Origin of the sequence: Streptomyces sp. NPDC046859 (assembly GCF_040645135.1) — a bacterium.
GTDB lineage: Bacteria > Actinomycetota > Actinomycetes > Streptomycetales > Streptomycetaceae > Streptomyces.
In genome coordinates, this window is the sequence record NZ_JBEYXR010000008.1 from 149,713 (window position 1) to 167,140 (window position 17,428).

Annotated in this window: 14 protein-coding genes and 1 tRNA gene; 9 read left to right on the top strand and 6 right to left on the bottom strand. The window is 69.2% G+C overall.

Annotated elements, in window-relative coordinates; genetic code table 11:
• Window positions 1–3: 3 nt before the first annotated feature.
• Entirely contained in the window at window positions 4–342 is a 339-nt protein-coding gene (gene wblA, locus ABZ899_RS14740) for a transcriptional regulator WblA (protein WP_055625082.1), read from the bottom strand.
• Between the two features lie 479 nt (window positions 343–821).
• On the opposite strand from wblA, the gene ABZ899_RS14745 reads away from it, so the two are divergent.
• A complete protein-coding gene (locus ABZ899_RS14745; RefSeq protein ID WP_361345489.1) occupies window positions 822–3,137 on the top strand; it encodes a transglycosylase domain-containing protein in 2,316 nt (771 codons plus the stop codon).
• A gap of 97 nt (window positions 3,138–3,234) precedes the next feature.
• Here the strand turns inward: ABZ899_RS14745 and ABZ899_RS14750 are convergent, their stop codons facing one another.
• On the bottom strand, window positions 3,235–3,699 hold the full coding sequence (locus ABZ899_RS14750; RefSeq protein ID WP_361345491.1) for a GatB/YqeY domain-containing protein: 465 nt from the start codon (window positions 3,697–3,699) through the stop codon (window positions 3,235–3,237).
• Window positions 3,700–3,840: 141 nt separating this feature from the next.
• On the opposite strand from ABZ899_RS14750, the gene ABZ899_RS14755 reads away from it, so the two are divergent.
• The 5 genes from ABZ899_RS14755 to ABZ899_RS14775 all read left to right on the top strand — a co-directional run bounded on the left by ABZ899_RS14755 (window position 3,841) and on the right by ABZ899_RS14775 (window position 10,010).
• The gene (locus ABZ899_RS14755) at window positions 3,841–4,767 is read left to right on the top strand and encodes a metallophosphoesterase (RefSeq protein WP_361345493.1); all 927 of its coding nucleotides are present in this window, start codon (window positions 3,841–3,843) and stop codon (window positions 4,765–4,767) included.
• Between the two features lie 388 nt (window positions 4,768–5,155).
• Window positions 5,156–5,974 carry a Pr6Pr family membrane protein gene (locus ABZ899_RS14760; protein ID WP_361345495.1) on the top strand — a complete coding sequence of 273 codons (819 nt, stop codon included), beginning with the start codon at window positions 5,156–5,158 and terminating at the stop codon, window positions 5,972–5,974.
• Between the two features lie 33 nt (window positions 5,975–6,007).
• Window positions 6,008–6,081 (top strand) — tRNA-Pro (locus ABZ899_RS14765).
• Between the two features lie 485 nt (window positions 6,082–6,566).
• Window positions 6,567–6,881, top strand: a complete 315-nt coding sequence (locus ABZ899_RS14770; RefSeq protein WP_361345497.1) for a YrhB domain-containing protein — start codon at window positions 6,567–6,569, stop codon at window positions 6,879–6,881.
• Window positions 6,882–7,550: 669 nt separating this feature from the next.
• Window positions 7,551–10,010: a PA14 domain-containing protein gene (locus tag ABZ899_RS14775; RefSeq protein ID WP_361345499.1), complete on the top strand. Its 2,460-nt coding sequence runs from the start codon at window positions 7,551–7,553 to the stop codon at window positions 10,008–10,010.
• 93 nt (window positions 10,011–10,103) lie between these two features.
• Here ABZ899_RS14775 and ABZ899_RS14780 read toward each other — a convergent pair whose 3' ends face one another.
• Window positions 10,104–10,472: a hypothetical protein gene (locus ABZ899_RS14780; protein WP_361345501.1), complete on the bottom strand. Its 369-nt coding sequence runs from the start codon at window positions 10,470–10,472 to the stop codon at window positions 10,104–10,106.
• 298 nt (window positions 10,473–10,770) lie between these two features.
• Between ABZ899_RS14780 and ABZ899_RS14785 the strand changes: the two genes are divergently transcribed.
• Window positions 10,771–11,805, top strand: coding sequence for a glycoside hydrolase family 5 protein (locus ABZ899_RS14785; protein WP_361345502.1), 1,035 nt, complete (start codon window positions 10,771–10,773; stop codon window positions 11,803–11,805).
• Between the two features lie 354 nt (window positions 11,806–12,159).
• Here the strand turns inward: ABZ899_RS14785 and ABZ899_RS14790 are convergent, their stop codons facing one another.
• Window positions 12,160–12,942, bottom strand: coding sequence for a DUF5707 domain-containing protein (locus ABZ899_RS14790; RefSeq protein WP_361345504.1), 783 nt, complete (start codon window positions 12,940–12,942; stop codon window positions 12,160–12,162).
• Window positions 12,943–13,363: 421 nt separating this feature from the next.
• Here ABZ899_RS14790 and ABZ899_RS14795 point away from each other — a divergent pair, with 421 nt between their 5' ends.
• Complete coding sequence (locus ABZ899_RS14795) at window positions 13,364–14,347, top strand: sporulation protein (RefSeq protein WP_361345506.1); 984 nt, start codon at window positions 13,364–13,366, stop codon at window positions 14,345–14,347.
• Between the two features lie 78 nt (window positions 14,348–14,425).
• Window positions 14,426–14,881 carry a tellurite resistance TerB family protein gene (locus ABZ899_RS14800; protein WP_361345508.1) on the top strand — a complete coding sequence of 152 codons (456 nt, stop codon included), beginning with the start codon at window positions 14,426–14,428 and terminating at the stop codon, window positions 14,879–14,881.
• Between the two features lie 66 nt (window positions 14,882–14,947).
• Here the strand turns inward: ABZ899_RS14800 and ABZ899_RS14805 are convergent, their stop codons facing one another.
• Window positions 14,948–16,315 carry an LCP family protein gene (locus tag ABZ899_RS14805; RefSeq protein WP_361345510.1) on the bottom strand — a complete coding sequence of 456 codons (1,368 nt, stop codon included), beginning with the start codon at window positions 16,313–16,315 and terminating at the stop codon, window positions 14,948–14,950.
• 178 nt (window positions 16,316–16,493) lie between these two features.
• A complete protein-coding gene (locus ABZ899_RS14810; protein ID WP_361345512.1) occupies window positions 16,494–17,426 on the bottom strand; it encodes a M56 family metallopeptidase in 933 nt (310 codons plus the stop codon).
• Between the last annotated feature and the right edge of the window lie 2 nt (window positions 17,427–17,428).

The following is a 17,428-nucleotide window of genomic DNA, read 5'->3' on the forward strand; positions in this document are numbered from 1 at the left end:
GCCTCAGCCCACGGCGGCGTAGTCCTCGTAGACCTCGTCGTCGTCGAGGGGCAGCAGTCCCGCTCCCCGCTCGTACTCCGTGCGCGCCGTCTCCAGCAGCCGGCGCCACGAGGTGACGGTGGGCCGCCGGCGCAGCAGTGCGCGACGCTCTCGCTCCGTCATGCCTCCCCACACGCCGAACTCGACGCGGTTGTCGAGCGCGTCCGCCAGGCACTCCGTACGCACCGGGCATCCGGTGCACACCGCCTTGGCCCTGTTCTGCGCTGCTCCCTGAACGAACAGTTCATCCGGATCGGTAGTGCGGCAGGCCGCCTGCGCACTCCAGTCGACTACCCAGCCCATACCGGCGCCGTCCTCTCCCGAATCGAGGCTCCCCCACGGCGGCAGCGGCATATTCACCGCCGCCAGTTGAGGACGTTACGGAAGGTGGGCACAGCGCAACACCCCCAGCGGGCCCAATCTTGAATGGTCCGAACGGACTATGGGTAAGCGGCAGATCACCCGGGGGAGTGAGCTGGCGACATGCGCGACCTTCCCGGCAAACCGGGACAGTTACCTTGCGCCACAACGGACGCCGGATGACACACGAGGCGGATTCGGACACGCCCTCACCGGAAAAGTGGGGATCTCCGGAACGATTCGGGGTCGCCCGACGTATTGATACGTGGCCGCGCTGCTGTGACAGTTGAGAGCAGCTTAGGCCAAGGCCTGTGCGCCTGTCCGGCGAATGGGAAGGCACCGTGGCCCGCGTCACCCCGCCATGCCATCACCTGGCATGGTCGGCCCTCGGTTCGCTCATCTCTACGGTTTAGGCTTCCCCCATGCCAAAGAAGCGCTCGGGCGGTGGTCTGTCGCCAACGCAGCAGGCCGCGAAGTTCCTCGGTGTCAGTGTGCTCGCCGGAGCCGTGCTGGCGGGCATCGCGCTGCCCGCCGTCGGCGCGCTGGGGCTCGCGGCCAAGGGGTCGGTGGAAAGCTTCGACGAGCTCCCGGCCAATCTGAAGACCCCGCCGCTGAGCCAGCGGACCACGATCCTGGACGCCGACGGCGGCATGATCGCCTCGGTCTACTCACGCGACCGTACGGTGCTGGAGCTCAAGGACATCTCGCCGTACATGCAGAAGGCGATCGTCGCGATCGAGGACGCCCGCTTCTACCAGCACGGCGCGGTCGACCTGAAGGGCATCCTGCGCGCCCTCAACAAGAACGCGCAGAGCGGCGGCGTCTCCGAAGGCGCCTCGACGCTCACCCAGCAGTACGTGAAGAACGTCTTCGTGGAGGAGGCGGGCGACGACCCGACCAAGGTCGCGCAGGCCACCCAGCAGACCCTCGGCCGCAAGATCAGGGAGCTGAAGTACGCGATCCAGGTCGAGGAGGAGCTCGGCAAGAAGAAGATCCTCGAGAACTACCTGAACATCACGTTCTTCGGCCAGCAGGCGTACGGCGTCGAGGCCGCCGCCCAGCGCTACTTCTCCAAGTCCGCGAAGGACCTCGAGCTCCAGGACGCGGCGCTGCTCGCCGGCATCGTGCAGTCACCCAGCCGGTACGACCCGGTCAACGACGAGGCCGAGGCCACCAAGCGGCGCAACATCGTCCTCCAGCGCATGGCCGACCTGGGTGACGTCTCGCAGCAGGAGGCCGACGCGGCCAAGAAGGCCCCGCTGGGCCTGAAGGTCCGCAGGCCGGAGAACGGCTGCATCACCGCCGTCGAGGGCGCCAGTTTCTTCTGCGAGTACGTCAAGCACGTCTTCCTCAACGATCCGGTCTTCGGCAAGAACCGCGAGGCGCGCGCCAAGATCTGGAACCGCGGCGGTCTGACGATCAAGACGACCCTGGACCCGAAGTCCCAGACGTCGGTGCAGGCCTCGCTCAAGCAGCACGTCTACAAGTCGGACAAGGTCGCCGCGGCGGCCACCCTGGTCGAGCCCGGCACCGGCAAGATCCTCGGCATGGGCCAGTCGAAGCCGTACGGCTCCGGCAAGAACCAGACCGAGCTGAACTACTCGGTGGACGCGGCGTACGGCGGTTCCAACTACGGCTTCCCGACCGGTTCGACGTTCAAGCCGTTCGTGGCCGCGGCCGCCCTGGAGGAGGGCCGGCCGCCGACGCAGGAGTACTCCTCGCCGTACCAGATGGAGTACCCGAGCCCGGTCCAGACGTGCGACAGCAAGCCGTGGACCAACCTGCGCGGCGAGAAGCTGGAGAACGAGAGCGAGTCGGAGCACGGCCCGTACCGCCTGCGCAAGGCGATGGAGCTGTCGGTCAACACCTACTTCGTGCAGATGATCGCCGACATCGGGCTGTGCCCGGTGGTCGACATGACCGACCACCTCCAGGTCCGCCAGGGCAACGGCGACAAGCTCCCCGAGCGGCCCGCCATCGCCCTCGGTTCCGTCGGTCTCTCCCCGCTGACCATGGCGAGCGCCTACGCCGCCTTCGCCTCCCGCGGCATGTACTGCACGCCGGTCGCCATCGAGGCCATCACGCAGAAGGTCGGCGACCAGGAGAAGTCGCTGGAGGTCCCCAAGTCGACGTGCTCGCGGGCGATGTCCGAGAAGACCGCCGACACCGTCAACAGCCTGCTGCAGGGCGTGGTCGACTCCGGTACCGGCAAGGAGGCCGGCCTCACGTCCCGGGACAGCGCCGGCAAGACCGGTACGACGGACGAGCGCCGCAACGCGTGGTTCGTGGGCTACACCCCGAACCTCTCGGGCGCGGTCTGGGTCGGCAGCGCGACCCAGAAGGTCAAGATGCGCAACATCTACATCGGCGGCGAGTACCACGACCTCGTCTACGGCGGCCGGGTCCCGGGACCGATCTGGCGGGACGCGATGTCGGGCGCGCTGGAGGGCAAGCCGGCCGAGCAGTTCCACACCGTGCACATCCCGGACGAGGACGAGGACGGGGAGCACGGCCGCGGGGACGAGGACGATGACGACGACCACGGGCGCGGGCGCGGCGACGACAACGGCAACGGTGACAACTTCATCGGCGGCCTGGTCGGCGGAGCCAACGACGGCGGGAACGGCAACGGCGGCGGGAACAGCAACGGCGGCCCCGAGCCCGACCCGTCCTTCTCCATCCCGGAGGGCTTCTGGCGCGGCCAGTCGAACGGGAACGGGACCGGGGGGCGCGGCTGACGGCCGACGCGAGTGACAGGACGAGGGGCCCGGTACATGTGCCGGGCCCCTCGTCCTGTCCGGTGGGCGGGGGCGCTGCCCCGCTCCCCCGTGGTCCTCAGCCGGCGAGGAGCTTCTTCACCGCTGCGGCGACGCGGCCGCCCTCCGCCTGACCCGCCACCTTCGGGTTCACGATCTTCATGACGGCACCCATGGCCCGGGGGCCCTCGGCACCGGCGGCCTTGGCCTCCTCGACGGCCTGCGCCACGATCTGGTCCAGCTCGTCGTCGCTGAGCTGCTTCGGCAGGTAGGCGGCGAGGACCTCGCCCTCCGCCTTCTCCCGCTCGGCCTGCTCGGCACGCCCGCCCTGCGCGAACGCCTCGGCCGCCTCACGGCGCTTCTTCGCCTCGCGGGTGATCACCTTCTGCACCTCGTCGTCGGAGAGCTCGCGCTTCGTCTTGCCCGCGACCTCCTCCTTGGTGATCGCGGCGAGCGTCAGCCGGAGCGTCGCGGAGCGGAGCTCGTCGCGCTCCTTGATCGCGGCGTTGAGGTCTTCCTGCAGCTTCGACTTGAGCGTGGTCATGGGACCGATTGTCGCAGGTGCGGGGACCGGAACGCCCCTTGATTTCAAGGGAGCTGCGCCAGAAGGCCCTACCGGGGGCGGGCTCGGCCGGTCCGGGACCGCCGGGCGCGGGGCACTTCCGCGGTCTGACACGATGGTCGTATGCGCGCGCGATACGGAGTACCCCTTGGCATCACGGCGGTCGGCGCCGCCGGTCTGCTCTACTCGGCCGGTTTCGAGGCCCGTTCCTTCCGCCTCCGACGAGTGACGGTCCCCGTCCTCCCGGCCGGCATGCGCCCCCTGCGCGTGCTCCAGGTCTCCGACATCCATATGGTCGGCGGCCAGCGCAAGAAGCAGCGGTGGCTGCGCTCCCTGGCCGGGCTGCGCCCCGACTTCGTGATCAACACGGGCGACAACCTGTCCGACCCGGAGGGCGTGCCGGAGGTGCTGGACGCGCTGGGCCCGCTCATGGAGTTCCCGGGCGCGTATGTGTTCGGCTCCAACGACTACTACGGCCCGAAGCTGCGCAATCCCGCCCGCTATCTGCTGGAGAAGGCCCAGGGCCGCCACGGCCTGAACGGCAACGCGCCCGCGGTCGACGCGATCCACAACCCGTGGGAGGACCTCCGCGAGGGCTTCGACGCGGCGGGCTGGCTCAACCTGACGAACACGCGCGGGACGCTCAAGGTCGAGGGCGTGTCCGTCGAGCTGACGGGCCTCGACGACCCGCACATCAAGCGGGACCGGTACAAGCAGGTGGCCGGCGGCCCGTCCGGCGCGGCGGACTTCGCGATGGGCGTGGTGCACGCGCCGTATCTGCGCGTGCTGGACGCGTACACGGCCGATGGCTATCCGCTGGTCCTGGCCGGCCACACGCACGGCGGCCAGCTCCGCGTCCCCTTCTACGGCGCCCTGGTCACCAACTGCGACCTGGACACGGACCGGGCGAGGGGCCTGTCCACGCACACGGCGGAGGGCCGCAGGTCCTACCTCCACGTCTCGGCGGGCTGCGGCGCGAACCGCTACACCCCGTTCCGCTTCGCCTGCCCGCCGGAGGCGACGTTGCTGACGTTGGTGGGGCGGGAGTAGGGCGGGGGGCTGGGGCACGGGGGGCTGGGGCCGCCGGGGGGCTTGGGTCGGGGCTGGGGGCCCGGGGGGCTGGAGCTGCAGGGGCTTGGGTCGAGGGCTGCGGCCCCGGGGGGGTAGGGCCGCTGGGGCTTGGGTCGGGGGGGTGCGGCCCCGGGGGCATGGGTCGGGGGCTTTGGCCCGGGGCTCCGGAGTGGCCTGACCGGGTGTGCGGCCGGTGTGACCGGTGTGCACCGGTCAGGCTGGTGTGACCGGTGCGACCGAACGCATGCCGGTGGGACTGGTGGGGCCGTGGAGAGCAGGTGTGGCTGCTGGGGCGAGGTGGGGGATCCGTAACCCACCTGGCCCACCCATATCGCCCATTTCCCCCACGCTCCCTAGCGTGAGGTACATGAGCGCCCCGATACCCCCGATACCCAGGGACATCCCGGATCTGCCCGCGATACCGGGCGTGCCCATACTGATGCCGTCGCACGTCCCCGCCACGGCGGTGGCGACCCCGGCGCCCCGCCGTCTGGCGGCAGCGTTCCGCCTGGTCATCGCCGTACTCGCGACCGCGGCCGTGATCATCGAACTGACCCTGGGCAGCCCCGTGCGCCTCCTGAGTCACTTCGCGATCCAGAGCAACATCCTCCTGGCCCTGGTCTTCGTCTCATCGGCTCGCCGCGCCTGGACGGCCCGCCGCCCCCTCCCCTCGTCGCTGACGGGGGCGACCCTGCTCTACACACTGATCACGGGCCTGGTCTACCACCTGCTCCTGGTGAACAGCGCGAGCCCCTTCACCCTGCCCGGCGTCCTCTCGGGCGAGGCGGCCGCCCCGACCGGCTGGCACGCGGTGACCACCCAGATCCTGCACACGGTGACTCCCCTGGCGGCCCTGCTGGACTGGCTGCTCCTCACACCCCCACGTGACCTGCACCTGCGCCAGGCCGCGCCCTGGCTCCTCTACCCGGTGGCCTACCTGGCCTTCGTCCTGACCCGGGGCGAGTTCCTGGTCCCCACCGAGCCGGCCCGCTACCTGTACCCGTTCCTCGACGTCGCCGATCACGGCCTCAAGAGCGTCCTGGGCAACGCGCTGCTCCTCGGCCTGGCGATGTACGCCCTGGCGCTGCTCCTGGTGGCCCTGGACCACGTCCGCCCGAACCCGCTGCGCGGACGTGTCCACCACCGCTCACAAACCGGATTTCGTCTCCGGCCACCGGTGGGCTAAAGTAAACGACGTCGCCGCGACGAGCAGCGACATCGGGGTGTAGCGCAGCTTGGCAGCGCGCTTCGTTCGGGACGAAGAGGTCGTGGGTTCAAATCCCGCCACCCCGACAGTGAGACACCAGGTGAGGCACCTACCGAATTCGGTAGGTGCCTCACCTGTTTCGTCTGCGTGCCTACGGCTGCTGCGGATCAGCGCCGAGGATCCCGTGCCAGGCACCGTCGAGCGGGCGGAACCCGGTGTCACGCAGCTTGGGCGCGTGGCCGACGGCATGCAGCCATGCGGCGGCGATGAGGAGATCCCGGTCCGCCTGGGACACAGCCCCGTAAGGCTCGCGAGCCCGAGCGGCCACGGCCTGGGTGTGCAGCCAGCGGTTCCCGAGCGGAGGCGCAGGCACTCGGCGAGTTCGGCGCTCCCTGGGGCGTGTGCGGGGCGTGTGCGGGGCGTGTCCAGTGCAGAAGGCATGGAACGGGAACGGTAGCTCGGCCGAGCAGTGAGCCGACAGGCGACGATCGAGCGGTCGCCGGCCAGAGCGCGGTAAGAGCTCCAGCCCAGTGCCGCTCCGCCGAGCTCTCACCCTGCGTAAGCTCGCGTTGTGATCACCGCCGAGCAAGCTAAAGAGATCTTTGACGCATTCCTTGCCCAGACAACGCCCTACCCCGCGGAACCGGGCGTTACTGCTGTGTTCATCAGTGTGCAGGAGCACCGCTTCGGCTGGGAGTTCCGGTATCAAAGCTCGACGTACGCGCAGACGGGTGATCCCCGAGACTTGTGGATCGGGACCGGGCCCGTTGTTGTTGACCGCCGTGACGGCCACATAGAGGAACTCGGCGGCAAGCAGTTCGGTGACACGGTCGCCGAGTACCAGCACCAGTACGACCAGCAGACGTCTACCGACGTGGTCCCATAACCGTGCCACACCCCTGCCGGATTCAGCGGGGAGCCACGGGGAACTGCAGTGGCCGACGGGTGGCTGACCCACAGTTCGCCCATGCAGACAGTTGGCACATCAGAGGGGCACGCACCTCACCTCGCTCCTGAAGCGGTGATGCACGATGCCTGTTGAGACCTCTGGGAGTGACAGACGCTCAACTGCCCGCGCGGTGGACTTTTCAGTGGATCCGTGACGTGTCCTCAGATCAAGAGGCTGTCGCTCTGGACACCGAACGGACGGTGAAGTGGGTGGCCGGCCCCGAAGTCCACCCTGTCCTGCGCCCAGAGATCGTTCTCGGGTCCACGGCCTGTGCCTCGTAAAGCCCGTCGACGGCGCTGACTGGTACATGGGCAGCCTGTACGACGACGGAAGCATCGACTGTTGGGCCGCACACGGTGACCTGTACGGGGCACTACGACGCTGGATAAGAGCGAGGGCACGACCGTACGAGAAGCTTGTCGCCCGGCTGGAGGCGCGGAGGTGTCTCGGACGACCCGGAGCGGAACGAATCCGCGCTCCCGTCCGAGGACACTCGTCAGCAGCGGCGATCAGAGATCCTTGGCCGTACAACCTAAAGCCGCTCTCATGCATCCCACCTCTCGTACGACTGTCCGTGGGGCGGTCACGCGCCTAAAAGGGGATGCAGTGAGCAGTGTTCGAAAGTCCCGCCTGGCGGCCGCGGCTGTGGCGGTGGCCGCGGTGACGGGTGGTCTTGTCTTGGTCACCACTTCGCCGGCGTCGGCGGCGAACTGCGCCGAGAATGCCTATACCCGCCAGTTCTTCGCGAACACCTCCTTCTCCGGCACTCCGAAGCGCACGGATTGCGACACCGCGATCAGCGAGAACTGGGGCACCAGCTCCCCCGGCGTCTCCGGCATCGCCACGAACGACTTCGGCGTCCGCTGGCAGATCACCCGCGACTTCGGCTCCGGCGGACCCTTCGCGTTCACCGCCTCCGGCCAGGACGGCATCCGCGTATACCTCGACGGCGCACGCAAGATCGACCTCTGGAAGAACGGGTCCAGCACCGTCTCCCGGACCGTGAACCTGACCATCCCCCGCGGCACCCACACCCTGCGCATCGACTACGTCAACTGGACCGGCGCCGCCGCCGTCAAGTTCGCCTACACCCCCCGTACCGCCCCATCCGTGGACCGCGTCGCACCACTCACACCCACCGGGGTGTCGATAGCCCGTGACGCTGGCACCGGACGGAACTTCCTGCGCTGGTCGGCGAACAAGGAGATGGACCTCGCCGGTTACCGCGTCTACCGCCGCACCTCCGACCAGACGTCCTTCGGCAGTCCTGTCGCCACGGTCACCGGCACGACCTTCACCGATACCACCGCCGGGGGCGCCAGCCACCTCTATGAGGTCCGCGCCGTCGACAAGTCCGGCAACGTGTCCGCCGGGACGCCCGACGTCTCAGTCACCGGGAACCCGACCTTCCTGCGCCAGTTCTTCGCGAACACCTCCTTCTCCGGCACTCCGAAGCGCACGGACACCGACACCGCGATCAGCGAGAACTGGGGCACCAGCTCCCCCGGCGTCTCCGGCATCGCCACGAACGACTTCGGCGTCCGCTGGCAGATCACCCGCGACTTCGGCTCCGGCGGACCCTTCGCGTTCACCGCCTCCGGCCAGGACGGCATCCGCGTATACCTCGACGGCGCACGCAAGATCGACCTCTGGAAGAACGGGTCCAGCACCGTCTCCCGGACCGTGAACCTGACCATCCCCCGCGGCACCCACACCCTCCGCGTCGACTACGTCAACTGGACCGGCGCCGCCGCCGTCAAGTTCGCCTACACCCCCCGTACCGCCCCATCCGTGGACCGCGTCGCACCACTCACACCCACCGGGGTGAAGGTGGTGTACGACAAGGACACGGACTCCGCCACCTTCTCCTGGGCGCGCAACAAGGAGATGGACCTCGCCTACTACCGGGTCTACCGGGAGACCGCAGTCGGTGACTGGGCTCCCATGGTCCTGACCGACAAGACCACCTGGACCGACACCGGACTGAACCGCGACGGCAAGCCCATCCGCTACTACATCGCCGTCACCGACCGCGCCGGGAACCTGTCCGAGGGCACCCCAGCCCTGACGGTCAACCCGATCGACACCGTCGTGCCGACGGCGCCCGTCATCGCCGTATCTCACCTGTCGAACACCCCCAGCTCGGTGAAGATCAACTGGGACTTCCGGACCGAGGAGGAGATGAGGAACGGCGGCACCATGCGCATCTACCGCTCCACCGGCGACACCCTCGGCGACAGCCCCGAACTCATCGCCACCACGTCGATGCAATCGACGCCGCGATCGGTCGACGTGTACGTGGACGACCTGCCGGCGTTCGACGGCACCACCTACACCTACGGCGCCGTGGTGACCGACGCCGCCGGCAACGCGTCCGGGATGTCCGCGCCGGATTCGGTGACCCCGGAGAGCGTTCCCCCGGCTCCGCTCACCGGCCTGACCGCCACACCCCGCGCCGACGGCGTCCTGCTCAGCTGGGACGCCCCTGCCGAGAGCGGCGTTCGCTACAGCGCCGCCCGGGTCGTACGGCGAGCGGACGGCAGCACCGGTTACAGCACCACCGGGTGCGTCGACGCCGTCGACCCCAGCAGGCCCACCGCCCTGCCGAACGCGATGCTGTGCGCCGGACCGGCGGACGGCGAGACTGTCACCTTCCTCGTCGTGGCGGTCGACGAGTGGGCCAACCACATCGCCCTCGACCAGGCCCCCACCGTCACCACCACCGAACTCGACACCAGGCCCGACGACGCCCGCGGCGACGACACCGGCCCGCTCACCGTCCTCGACACCGCCAACATGGCCGGTACCGGCGGCCGCCTGGAGTGGACCTGCTCCGACGAGACGGCCTGCGCCGGCATCACCACGTACCGCGTGGAGAGCTGGAACGCGACCACCAGGGCATACGAAAGGGTCGCCTCCGTCACGGCGGTCCCGGGCCGCATCCACCGCGCATACGTGCCCATGCAGCTCGGCCAGACGTCCTACTACCGGATCACCGGCCTCCTCGCCGACGGCACATCGGCCGCCTTGGTCCACGCCTCGGCGGCCAGGGGCGTCTTCGTGTGAGCCCGGGGAACCGTGGTGACGAGGGCACATACCAATTTGGGTATGTGCCCTCTGTCGTGCTCGGGGGCCGGACAGGGGGCCGAACGAATTTGATCAGGCCACCGCGTCGCCCTCTTCGTCGTCCCCCGCGGCCTCCCCTTCCTGATCTTCGGCGAAGATGTCATCCGTCGCTTCGGCACCCTGCGTGATCACAGGCCGGAGCTGCTTACGGTAGACCGCCTCTGTCGTCGCCTGGCTGCTGTGGCCGACCAAGAGCACGATCCGCTCCCAAGGGATGCCGTGGTCAGACAGCAGGGACACGAAGCTGGTGAAGACGCGGCCGGTCGGGCTCCACTCCATTCCTCTCGATGCCCGCTCCTGCCTCTGCCATCGCATGTGCTCTTCGAGGACGTCGACCACCTGCTGGGGCAGAGCGATGGTCCGGCGGCTCCTCCTGGTCTTCGGCTCGCCCTGCTTGCGCACCGAGCGCCACATTGCGACCTGGGGCGGGATGCCATCACGCGGCTCCAGGAAAACGTGATCCCGTGATCCCAGGTGAGGGGCCGACCACGTGCCAGTCGACCCAACACTTACCGCGGACGGCGGGTTTGTGGCGCACGCTGAGGGGTCGAGGACGTAAGGTCGGGGCTTCGCCATGCCGCCTCCATGAGGGTGAACATCCGGTCACTCCCGCGAAGCTCGTTGATATTGCGTAAATCTTCATGCATAACGTAATGTGCTTCGCTTTTTTCTGTCCAAGACTGTCGGACTGGTCCTTGTCGTGGCCGTCGAGCTCAGCCTCCTTGCCTTGAACTTGGCGGGGGACCAGGTCTCCGGAATCGTTGCCCATGCCAAGATTCCTCCCGCGGCCGGGGAGAAGACGGAGGTCGAGCTAAAGCCGATGACTCCGGTCGAGAAGGGCGGCAAGCTCCACGTCTGCGGCACTCGTCTGTGCAACGGGGCCGGGACACCGGTGCAACTGCGCGGCATGAGCACGAGTGGCACTCAGTGGTTCGGTAGTTGTCTGGTCGGTGGCATGTTGGACGCGCTCGCCGAGGACTGGGGTGCGAGCGTTCTGCGCATTGCCACGTATGCGGACAAGGAAGGCTACACAGGAAATCCAAAGAAGTTCACAGATCTGGCGAACCGATTGATCGACATGGCGAGTGCCCGCGGAATGTACGTTATTGTCGACTGGCACTGGGTCGACCCGGGCGACCCGAACCACGGCCTCCGCAATGCAATGACCTTCTTCAAGGAAATCTCCGCACGGAATCAGCACCGCCCCAATGTGATCTACGAGATCCTGAACGAGGCATTTCAAGCGAGCTGGTGGGAGATCAAGAGCTATGCGGAGAAGGTCATCCCCGTGATTCGCGCCCGGGATCCCGACAGTGTGATCCTTGTCGGCACCCGCGGCTGGTCCACGCTGGGTGAATCCGAGTACGCCAACGAAAATGAGGTTGTCGCCCACCCGGTACGCGCCTCCAACATCATGTACACGTACCACTTCTACGCGGCGGCGCACCGGGAACCTTTCCTGAAGACCCTTGACCGCGCCTCCTCCAAGCTCCCTATTTTCGTCTCGGAATGGGGCACACAGTCGTGGGACGGCTCCGGAAACGACTTCGCCATGTCGCAGAGATATGTCGACCTGATGGCCAGGAAGAAGATCAGCTGGACGAATTGGAGTATCAGTGACGGCGATGGTGACGGCGACATCTTCCGGAAAGGCACCTGCAGGAGTGGCCGGTTCGCCGGCACCAGTGTGCTCAAGCCCAACGGGGTCTGGATCCGGCAGCGGATCAGAGGCTGAGGGTAAAGCCGCCCCCGCAGCAGTACTGCCGGGGGCGGCTCGGTTCTTGGCTGCATGGGCGGCGGATGAGGGCTGAGCGCCCCGCGCGAAGTCCGGTACCCCCATGTGCGGGTGGTGGTGGTCCGGTCTCGCGGTTCCCCGCGCCTCTGCGGGGCACCGTCGTGCAATCGGTTCAGCGCGATGTGCTTCAGTCGGCCATCATCTTCGGTATGAGTCCCAGGCCGGCGATCTTCCACCATCCGCCGGAGTGCCAGACCTCTGCGGCCTTTGCGCTTTCCCTCTTCTCTGCAGCCTTCCGGTCGGTGCCGCCCAGGCACCTCAGTTCTCCCGGCGGAGGTCCGATGCCCCGAGGGACTACCGCACGTCCACGAAGTCGCCCGGTGCCTTTACGGCACTTGTCGTCATCGTGGGCCTGAATTCGTAGCGCCAGTAGCGGTCCGCCGTGGCTGTCTGCTTCGCGGTGGCCACGCCCGTCGAGTTCGTCGTCGTGTAGCCGAGCGACTCGTAGTAGTCCGTGCCCGGGCGGCGGAACTCCAGGTAGGCGCGCTGGCCGGTGTAGCCGCGGTAGTCGTGGGTGTCCCAATTGGCGCGGGACAGCTTGCCCGTGATCGTGAGGGTGCCGCCCTTGGCGACGGGTTCCGGTGAGGCGTTGGCCGTGAGCTTGGCGTAGCGCTTGAGGAAGAACGCGGTGTGGGCGTCGGTCGTGACGTAGTCACCGTCGTTGGCCTGGGCCTGGACGGCGACCTTCCACGTGCCGGCCATGAAGTTCTTCAGCGAGGCGCGCGGGTCGATCGTGTAGTGCTTGGTGCAGACGGACGTCGTGCCGCTCGCGGTGCAGGCCGCCGTCGCCTCCTTCGCCTTCAGCTTCGCGTCGGCTTTGGCCAGGCTGCTGCCGTGGTAGAGCGTGAAGTCCGCCGACTTGATGCCGGAGTTGTCGCTCGCCGTCAGCTTGACGGTGATCGTCCTCGGATCGGTGGTGCCGAGCACCACGTCGTTGCCGGAGCCGCCGCCGCCCGTGATCCTGAAGCTGCCGAGGTCGAGGTTGCCCACGACCTCGTCGGCCCGCGCGCCCGGCGTCAGGAGGGCGGCCAGCGCCACGGAGCCGAGCAGGGCCGAGCCGATCGTCGTTCTTCGCATGGAGTCCCCGAGGGGTCGGGCCCGCCTGGTGCGGCGGGCCGCCGATGAAAGTGCCCGCAGTGTATGCAGGCGGATGACCGGTGCGGCAGGGGCGCGGGAGATTTCCTGCAGGTCAGCGTCCTGCTCAGGGGTGTCCAGTACGGCCGGGGTCGCCGGCGCCGCGATCGCGAGGGGCCGGGGCGGGACCGGCGCACCAGGCGCCATGGCGGTGCCGTCGGGCGGGTGGCCTCTCGTGCCGATGCGTCCCCCTGTACGCGGTGCCACCGGTGCGGCTTCGGTGCGGAGCATCGCCCGCACCCTGATCACACGGGCGCGGCCGGTTTCCACCCGTGGCACCGGCCGCCCGGGCACGCCCGGCCTATTCTTCTACGCGCTTGTAGAAGCGCAACGCAGGTACGGACGTGAAGGAGTGGACGCCACGATGGTGTTCAAACGACTGCTCGGCTCGCTCGGTGTCGGGGGTCCCACGGTGGACACGGTGCTCGACCCGCGCCCGGCCCTCCCCGGTGGCACGCTCGACGGTCAGGTCCATCTCAGGGGCGGCACCGCCGACTTCGACGTCGAGCACATCACGCTGGAACTGGTCGCCCGTGTCGAGGCCGAGCACGCGGACGGGGAGAGCGAGGGTGTCGTCACCTTCGAGCGGTTCACCGTGGGCGGGGGGTTCCGGCTGGCCGCGGGCGAGGAGCGGTCGGTGCCGTTCGGTGTCGTACTGCCCTGGGAGACGCCGATCACCGAGCTGTACGGCCAGCCCCTCGGAGTCGTCCTGGGCGTGCGCACCGAACTGTCGGTCGCCGGGGCGAGGGACAAGGGCGATCTGGACGAGGTGAACGTCGGGCCCCTGCCCGTGCAGGAGGCCGTCCTGGAGGCGTTCGGGCAGCTCGGATTCGGCTTCCGGTCGGCCGACCTGGAGTACGGGCACATCGGCGGCACCGGGCAGCAACTGCCCTTCTACCAGGAGATCGAGCTCACCCCGCCGCCGCAGTACGCGCACCAGTTCGACGAGATCGAGGTGACGTTCCTCGCCGGGCCGGCCGGGGTCGAGGTGGTCCTGGAGGCCGACAAGCGCGGAGGGCTGTTCTCCGACGGTCATGACGCGCTCACCCACGTCACCGTCGGGCACCACGACATCCGGGACTGGAACGCGGAAGTCGAGGGGTGGGTACGACGGTTGGCCGAGCGCCGGGCGTCGTACGGGGACGGGCACGGGCACGACGCCTACCCCGGGCATCACGTCCCGCGGCCGCACGGGCACCACTCCGGGCCGGGGGTGGGGACCGCCGTCGCCGCCGGGGCGGCCGGGCTGGCGGTCGGGGTGGCCGGTGGTCTGGTCGCCGCCGAAGTCATCGACGAGGTGGGGGACTTCTTCGAGGGTGAGGACGAGGAGGGGGAGGGCGAGGACTAGGGCCTTGCCCGGCGGGGCACCTGATAACTTCTACATCGCTGTAGAAGTAACCGTGGCACGAGCGACCGAGGAGTCCGCATGGCCCTGTGGGACCGCATCAAGGAGTCGGCATCGACGATGCAGACCCAGCTGGTGGCGAAGAAGAACGACCTCAAGAGCGGCGCCTTCCGCGACGCGAGCATGGCCATGTGCGCGCTCGTCGCCGCGGCCGACGGCACCGTCGACCCGTCCGAGCGGCAGCGGGTCGCCCAGCTCATCGCCGGCAACGAGGTGCTGCAGAACTTCCCCGCCGACGATCTGCGCCGCCGCTTCGAGGAGAACCTGAACCGCCTCACCACCGACTTCGACTTCGGCAAGGTGAGCGTGATGCAGGAGATCGCCAAGGCGAAGAAGAAGCCCGCCGAGGCGCGTGCCGTCATCCAGATCGGCATCGTCATCGGCGGCGCCGACGGGCACTTCGACAAGGACGAGCAGGGCGTGGTCCGGGAGGCGTGCTACGCCCTCGGTCTGCCGCCGCACGAGTTCGACCTCTGACCGGCCGGAGCGCGGATGTGCCGGGCCGGCCCGTGACGGCACGGGTCGCCCGGCACGGACGCACCGTCAGCGGATGCGGGCCACGTCCAGATCGTCGCCGACGACCAGCGTGATCACGCCCGCCCCCGCGTTGCCGTCCGCCGCGCGCGGCGCCGGCGCGCCCGGCAGGTGCGCGGCCAGCGCCCTCGCCTGCTGCTCCTGGCCCGCCGGGTAGGTGATCTCGGAGGGGGCGGACGGCTCGGGCGCGTTGCCCGTGCCGGTGACCGTCAGGCCGGCCTCGCGCAGCTTGCCGGCGACCGTGCCGGCCAGGCCCGGGGTCGAGGTGCCGTTGAGGACCTGGATCCGTACCGAGGAGGCGTACAGCGGGACCTTCGTCTGCGCCTTCAGACGGTCTCCGTCGACCTCCTTGTCCTTCGCCAGGGCGCTGAACAGGTCGGTGGCGTGCGGGTACTGCCAGGCGACGTTGGCCTTGTCGGTGGGGACGTCGGCCTCGCGCGGGTAGTTGGGGACGGTGACGAAGGTGAGCCGGTCGCTCGGGATGCCCTTGAGCTCCGACGCGAGCGAGTACAGCGGCTTGATTCCGGCCAGATCGGGGTCGGTGGTCAGGGACTTGGTGGCGGACTTCAGGAAGCCGTAGAGGGACGTGGGGCTCGTCAGCCGGTCCTGCGCCTTCTCGACGAGGGCGTTCATGAACTCCTGCTGGCGTCCGATGCGCCCGATGTCGGAGCCGTTGCCGACGCCGTAGCGGACGCGGACGTAGCCGAGGGCCTTCTCGCCGGCGACGGTCTGGCAGCCGGCCTTCATGTCCAGGCGGGCCTTCTCGGAGTGGATGGCCTCCTCGGGGCAGACCTCGATGCCGTCGAGTGCGTCCACCATGCCCTTGAAGCCCTGGAAGTCGACGGACATGAAGTGGTCGATGCGCAGCCCCGTCCGCGCCTCGACGGTCTTGATGGAGCAGGCGGCGGCCCCGGAGACCTCACCGCTGGAACCGCCGATCGCGAACGCCTCGTTGATCTTGGCGTGGTGGGGGCTGGAGCTGCTGCCGTTCCCGCGGTCGCAGGCCGGTATCTCCACCCAGGAGTCACGGGGGAACGACACGACCGTGGCCCACTTCCGGTTCGCCGGCACATGGAGCACCATCAGCGTGTCGGACTGCATGGTGGTCAGGTCCTTGCCGTACACGGCGTTCGCGCCGTCGCGACTGTCGGAGCCGACGACCAGGATGTTCTTGGAGCCCGGGCTGAGGTTCGCCGGGCGGTCGCCGCCGATCTTGTCGTCCACGTCGGCCGAGCGGATGCTGCCGTCGAGGTCCTGGTAGACCCAGGCTCCGACGCCGGCCACCCCGAGGACGACCATCGAGGTGACGCCGACGGTCCAGGCCACTATCCGGCCCCTCCGCGTCAGCCGGGTCCTGCGCGCACCGGACGACGCCATGCGCCGCCTCCCTGTTCCGCTCACCGGTTCCCTCCCCCATGGGTCCGTCGACCCTACATGGATACGGACATACGACGACCGGACCGGCCGTGGGTCCCCCCTGTCACAGACGTCGATCCGCGTCCCTTCCGTTGCCCGGCGGCCGCGACCAGGTCACCTTCCCCGGTGGCGCGGGGAGTCAGAGCGGGGTCGCCGCGTGCAGGATCAGGACCATGGTCACCGCGGCGTTCGCGGAGGACATCGCGGACACGGCCGTCCCGGCGGCCGCGCACCACGCGGCGAGGCCCACCGCGGTGAACAGCGACGGCCAGCGGCGCACGACGGGTTCCGGGCCGAGCAGGGCGGCGACCCGGCGGGGCACCGGCCCGGGTGCCGCGAAGCCGGCCAGGGTGGGCGCGGGGGTGCCCCGGGACACCAGGGCGGCCTTGCCGATCGCGCGCGCCACGGTCCGGCGGCTTCCGATACGCCGCGCGGCCTCCTCGTCCGCCCAGCGTTCCGCGGTGTACGCGACCGCCGTGCGCAGCGGGCGCAGGAACGGGTTGGCCCGGGCGGCCAGTTGCACGGTGAGCAGGAACCGGTGGTGCCCGGCGGCCAGATGGGCCCGCTCGTGCGCGAACAGCGCCCGGCGTTCAGCGGGCCGCAGTCGCTCCAGCAGGCCCGTGGTGACCACCACGCGGTCCCGTCTGCCGCCGGGCAGGGCGTACGCGTACGGCGTCTCGTCGGGGAGGACGGCCACGCCGGTCGCGGGCAGCCCGGCCAGGGCGCGGTGGGCCCGGTGGCGTACCCGGGCGTGCCGCCACAGCGTCCGGGCGCAGGCCGCGACTACCGCGCACAGCGCCGGGATCGCGGCCTTGCCGACGACCTCGTCGTAGGGCACGGCGGCCCGCACCTCGGGGTCGGACCAGCCGTCGGGCAGCGGGTTGCCGGGCAGCTGGGCGGTGCCCACGACCATCACCAGGGCCAGGCAGACGGTGCTGCACGCCGCCATCACCGCGGCGACCGCGGTGACCAGCCGGGTCGCGGTGCGGGGGTGCAGATGCTGCTCGGCCAGCCGGGCGATCGGCCAGGCCGTGAGCGGCAGGACGAGCGGCAGAAAGACGAAGACCCCCATGA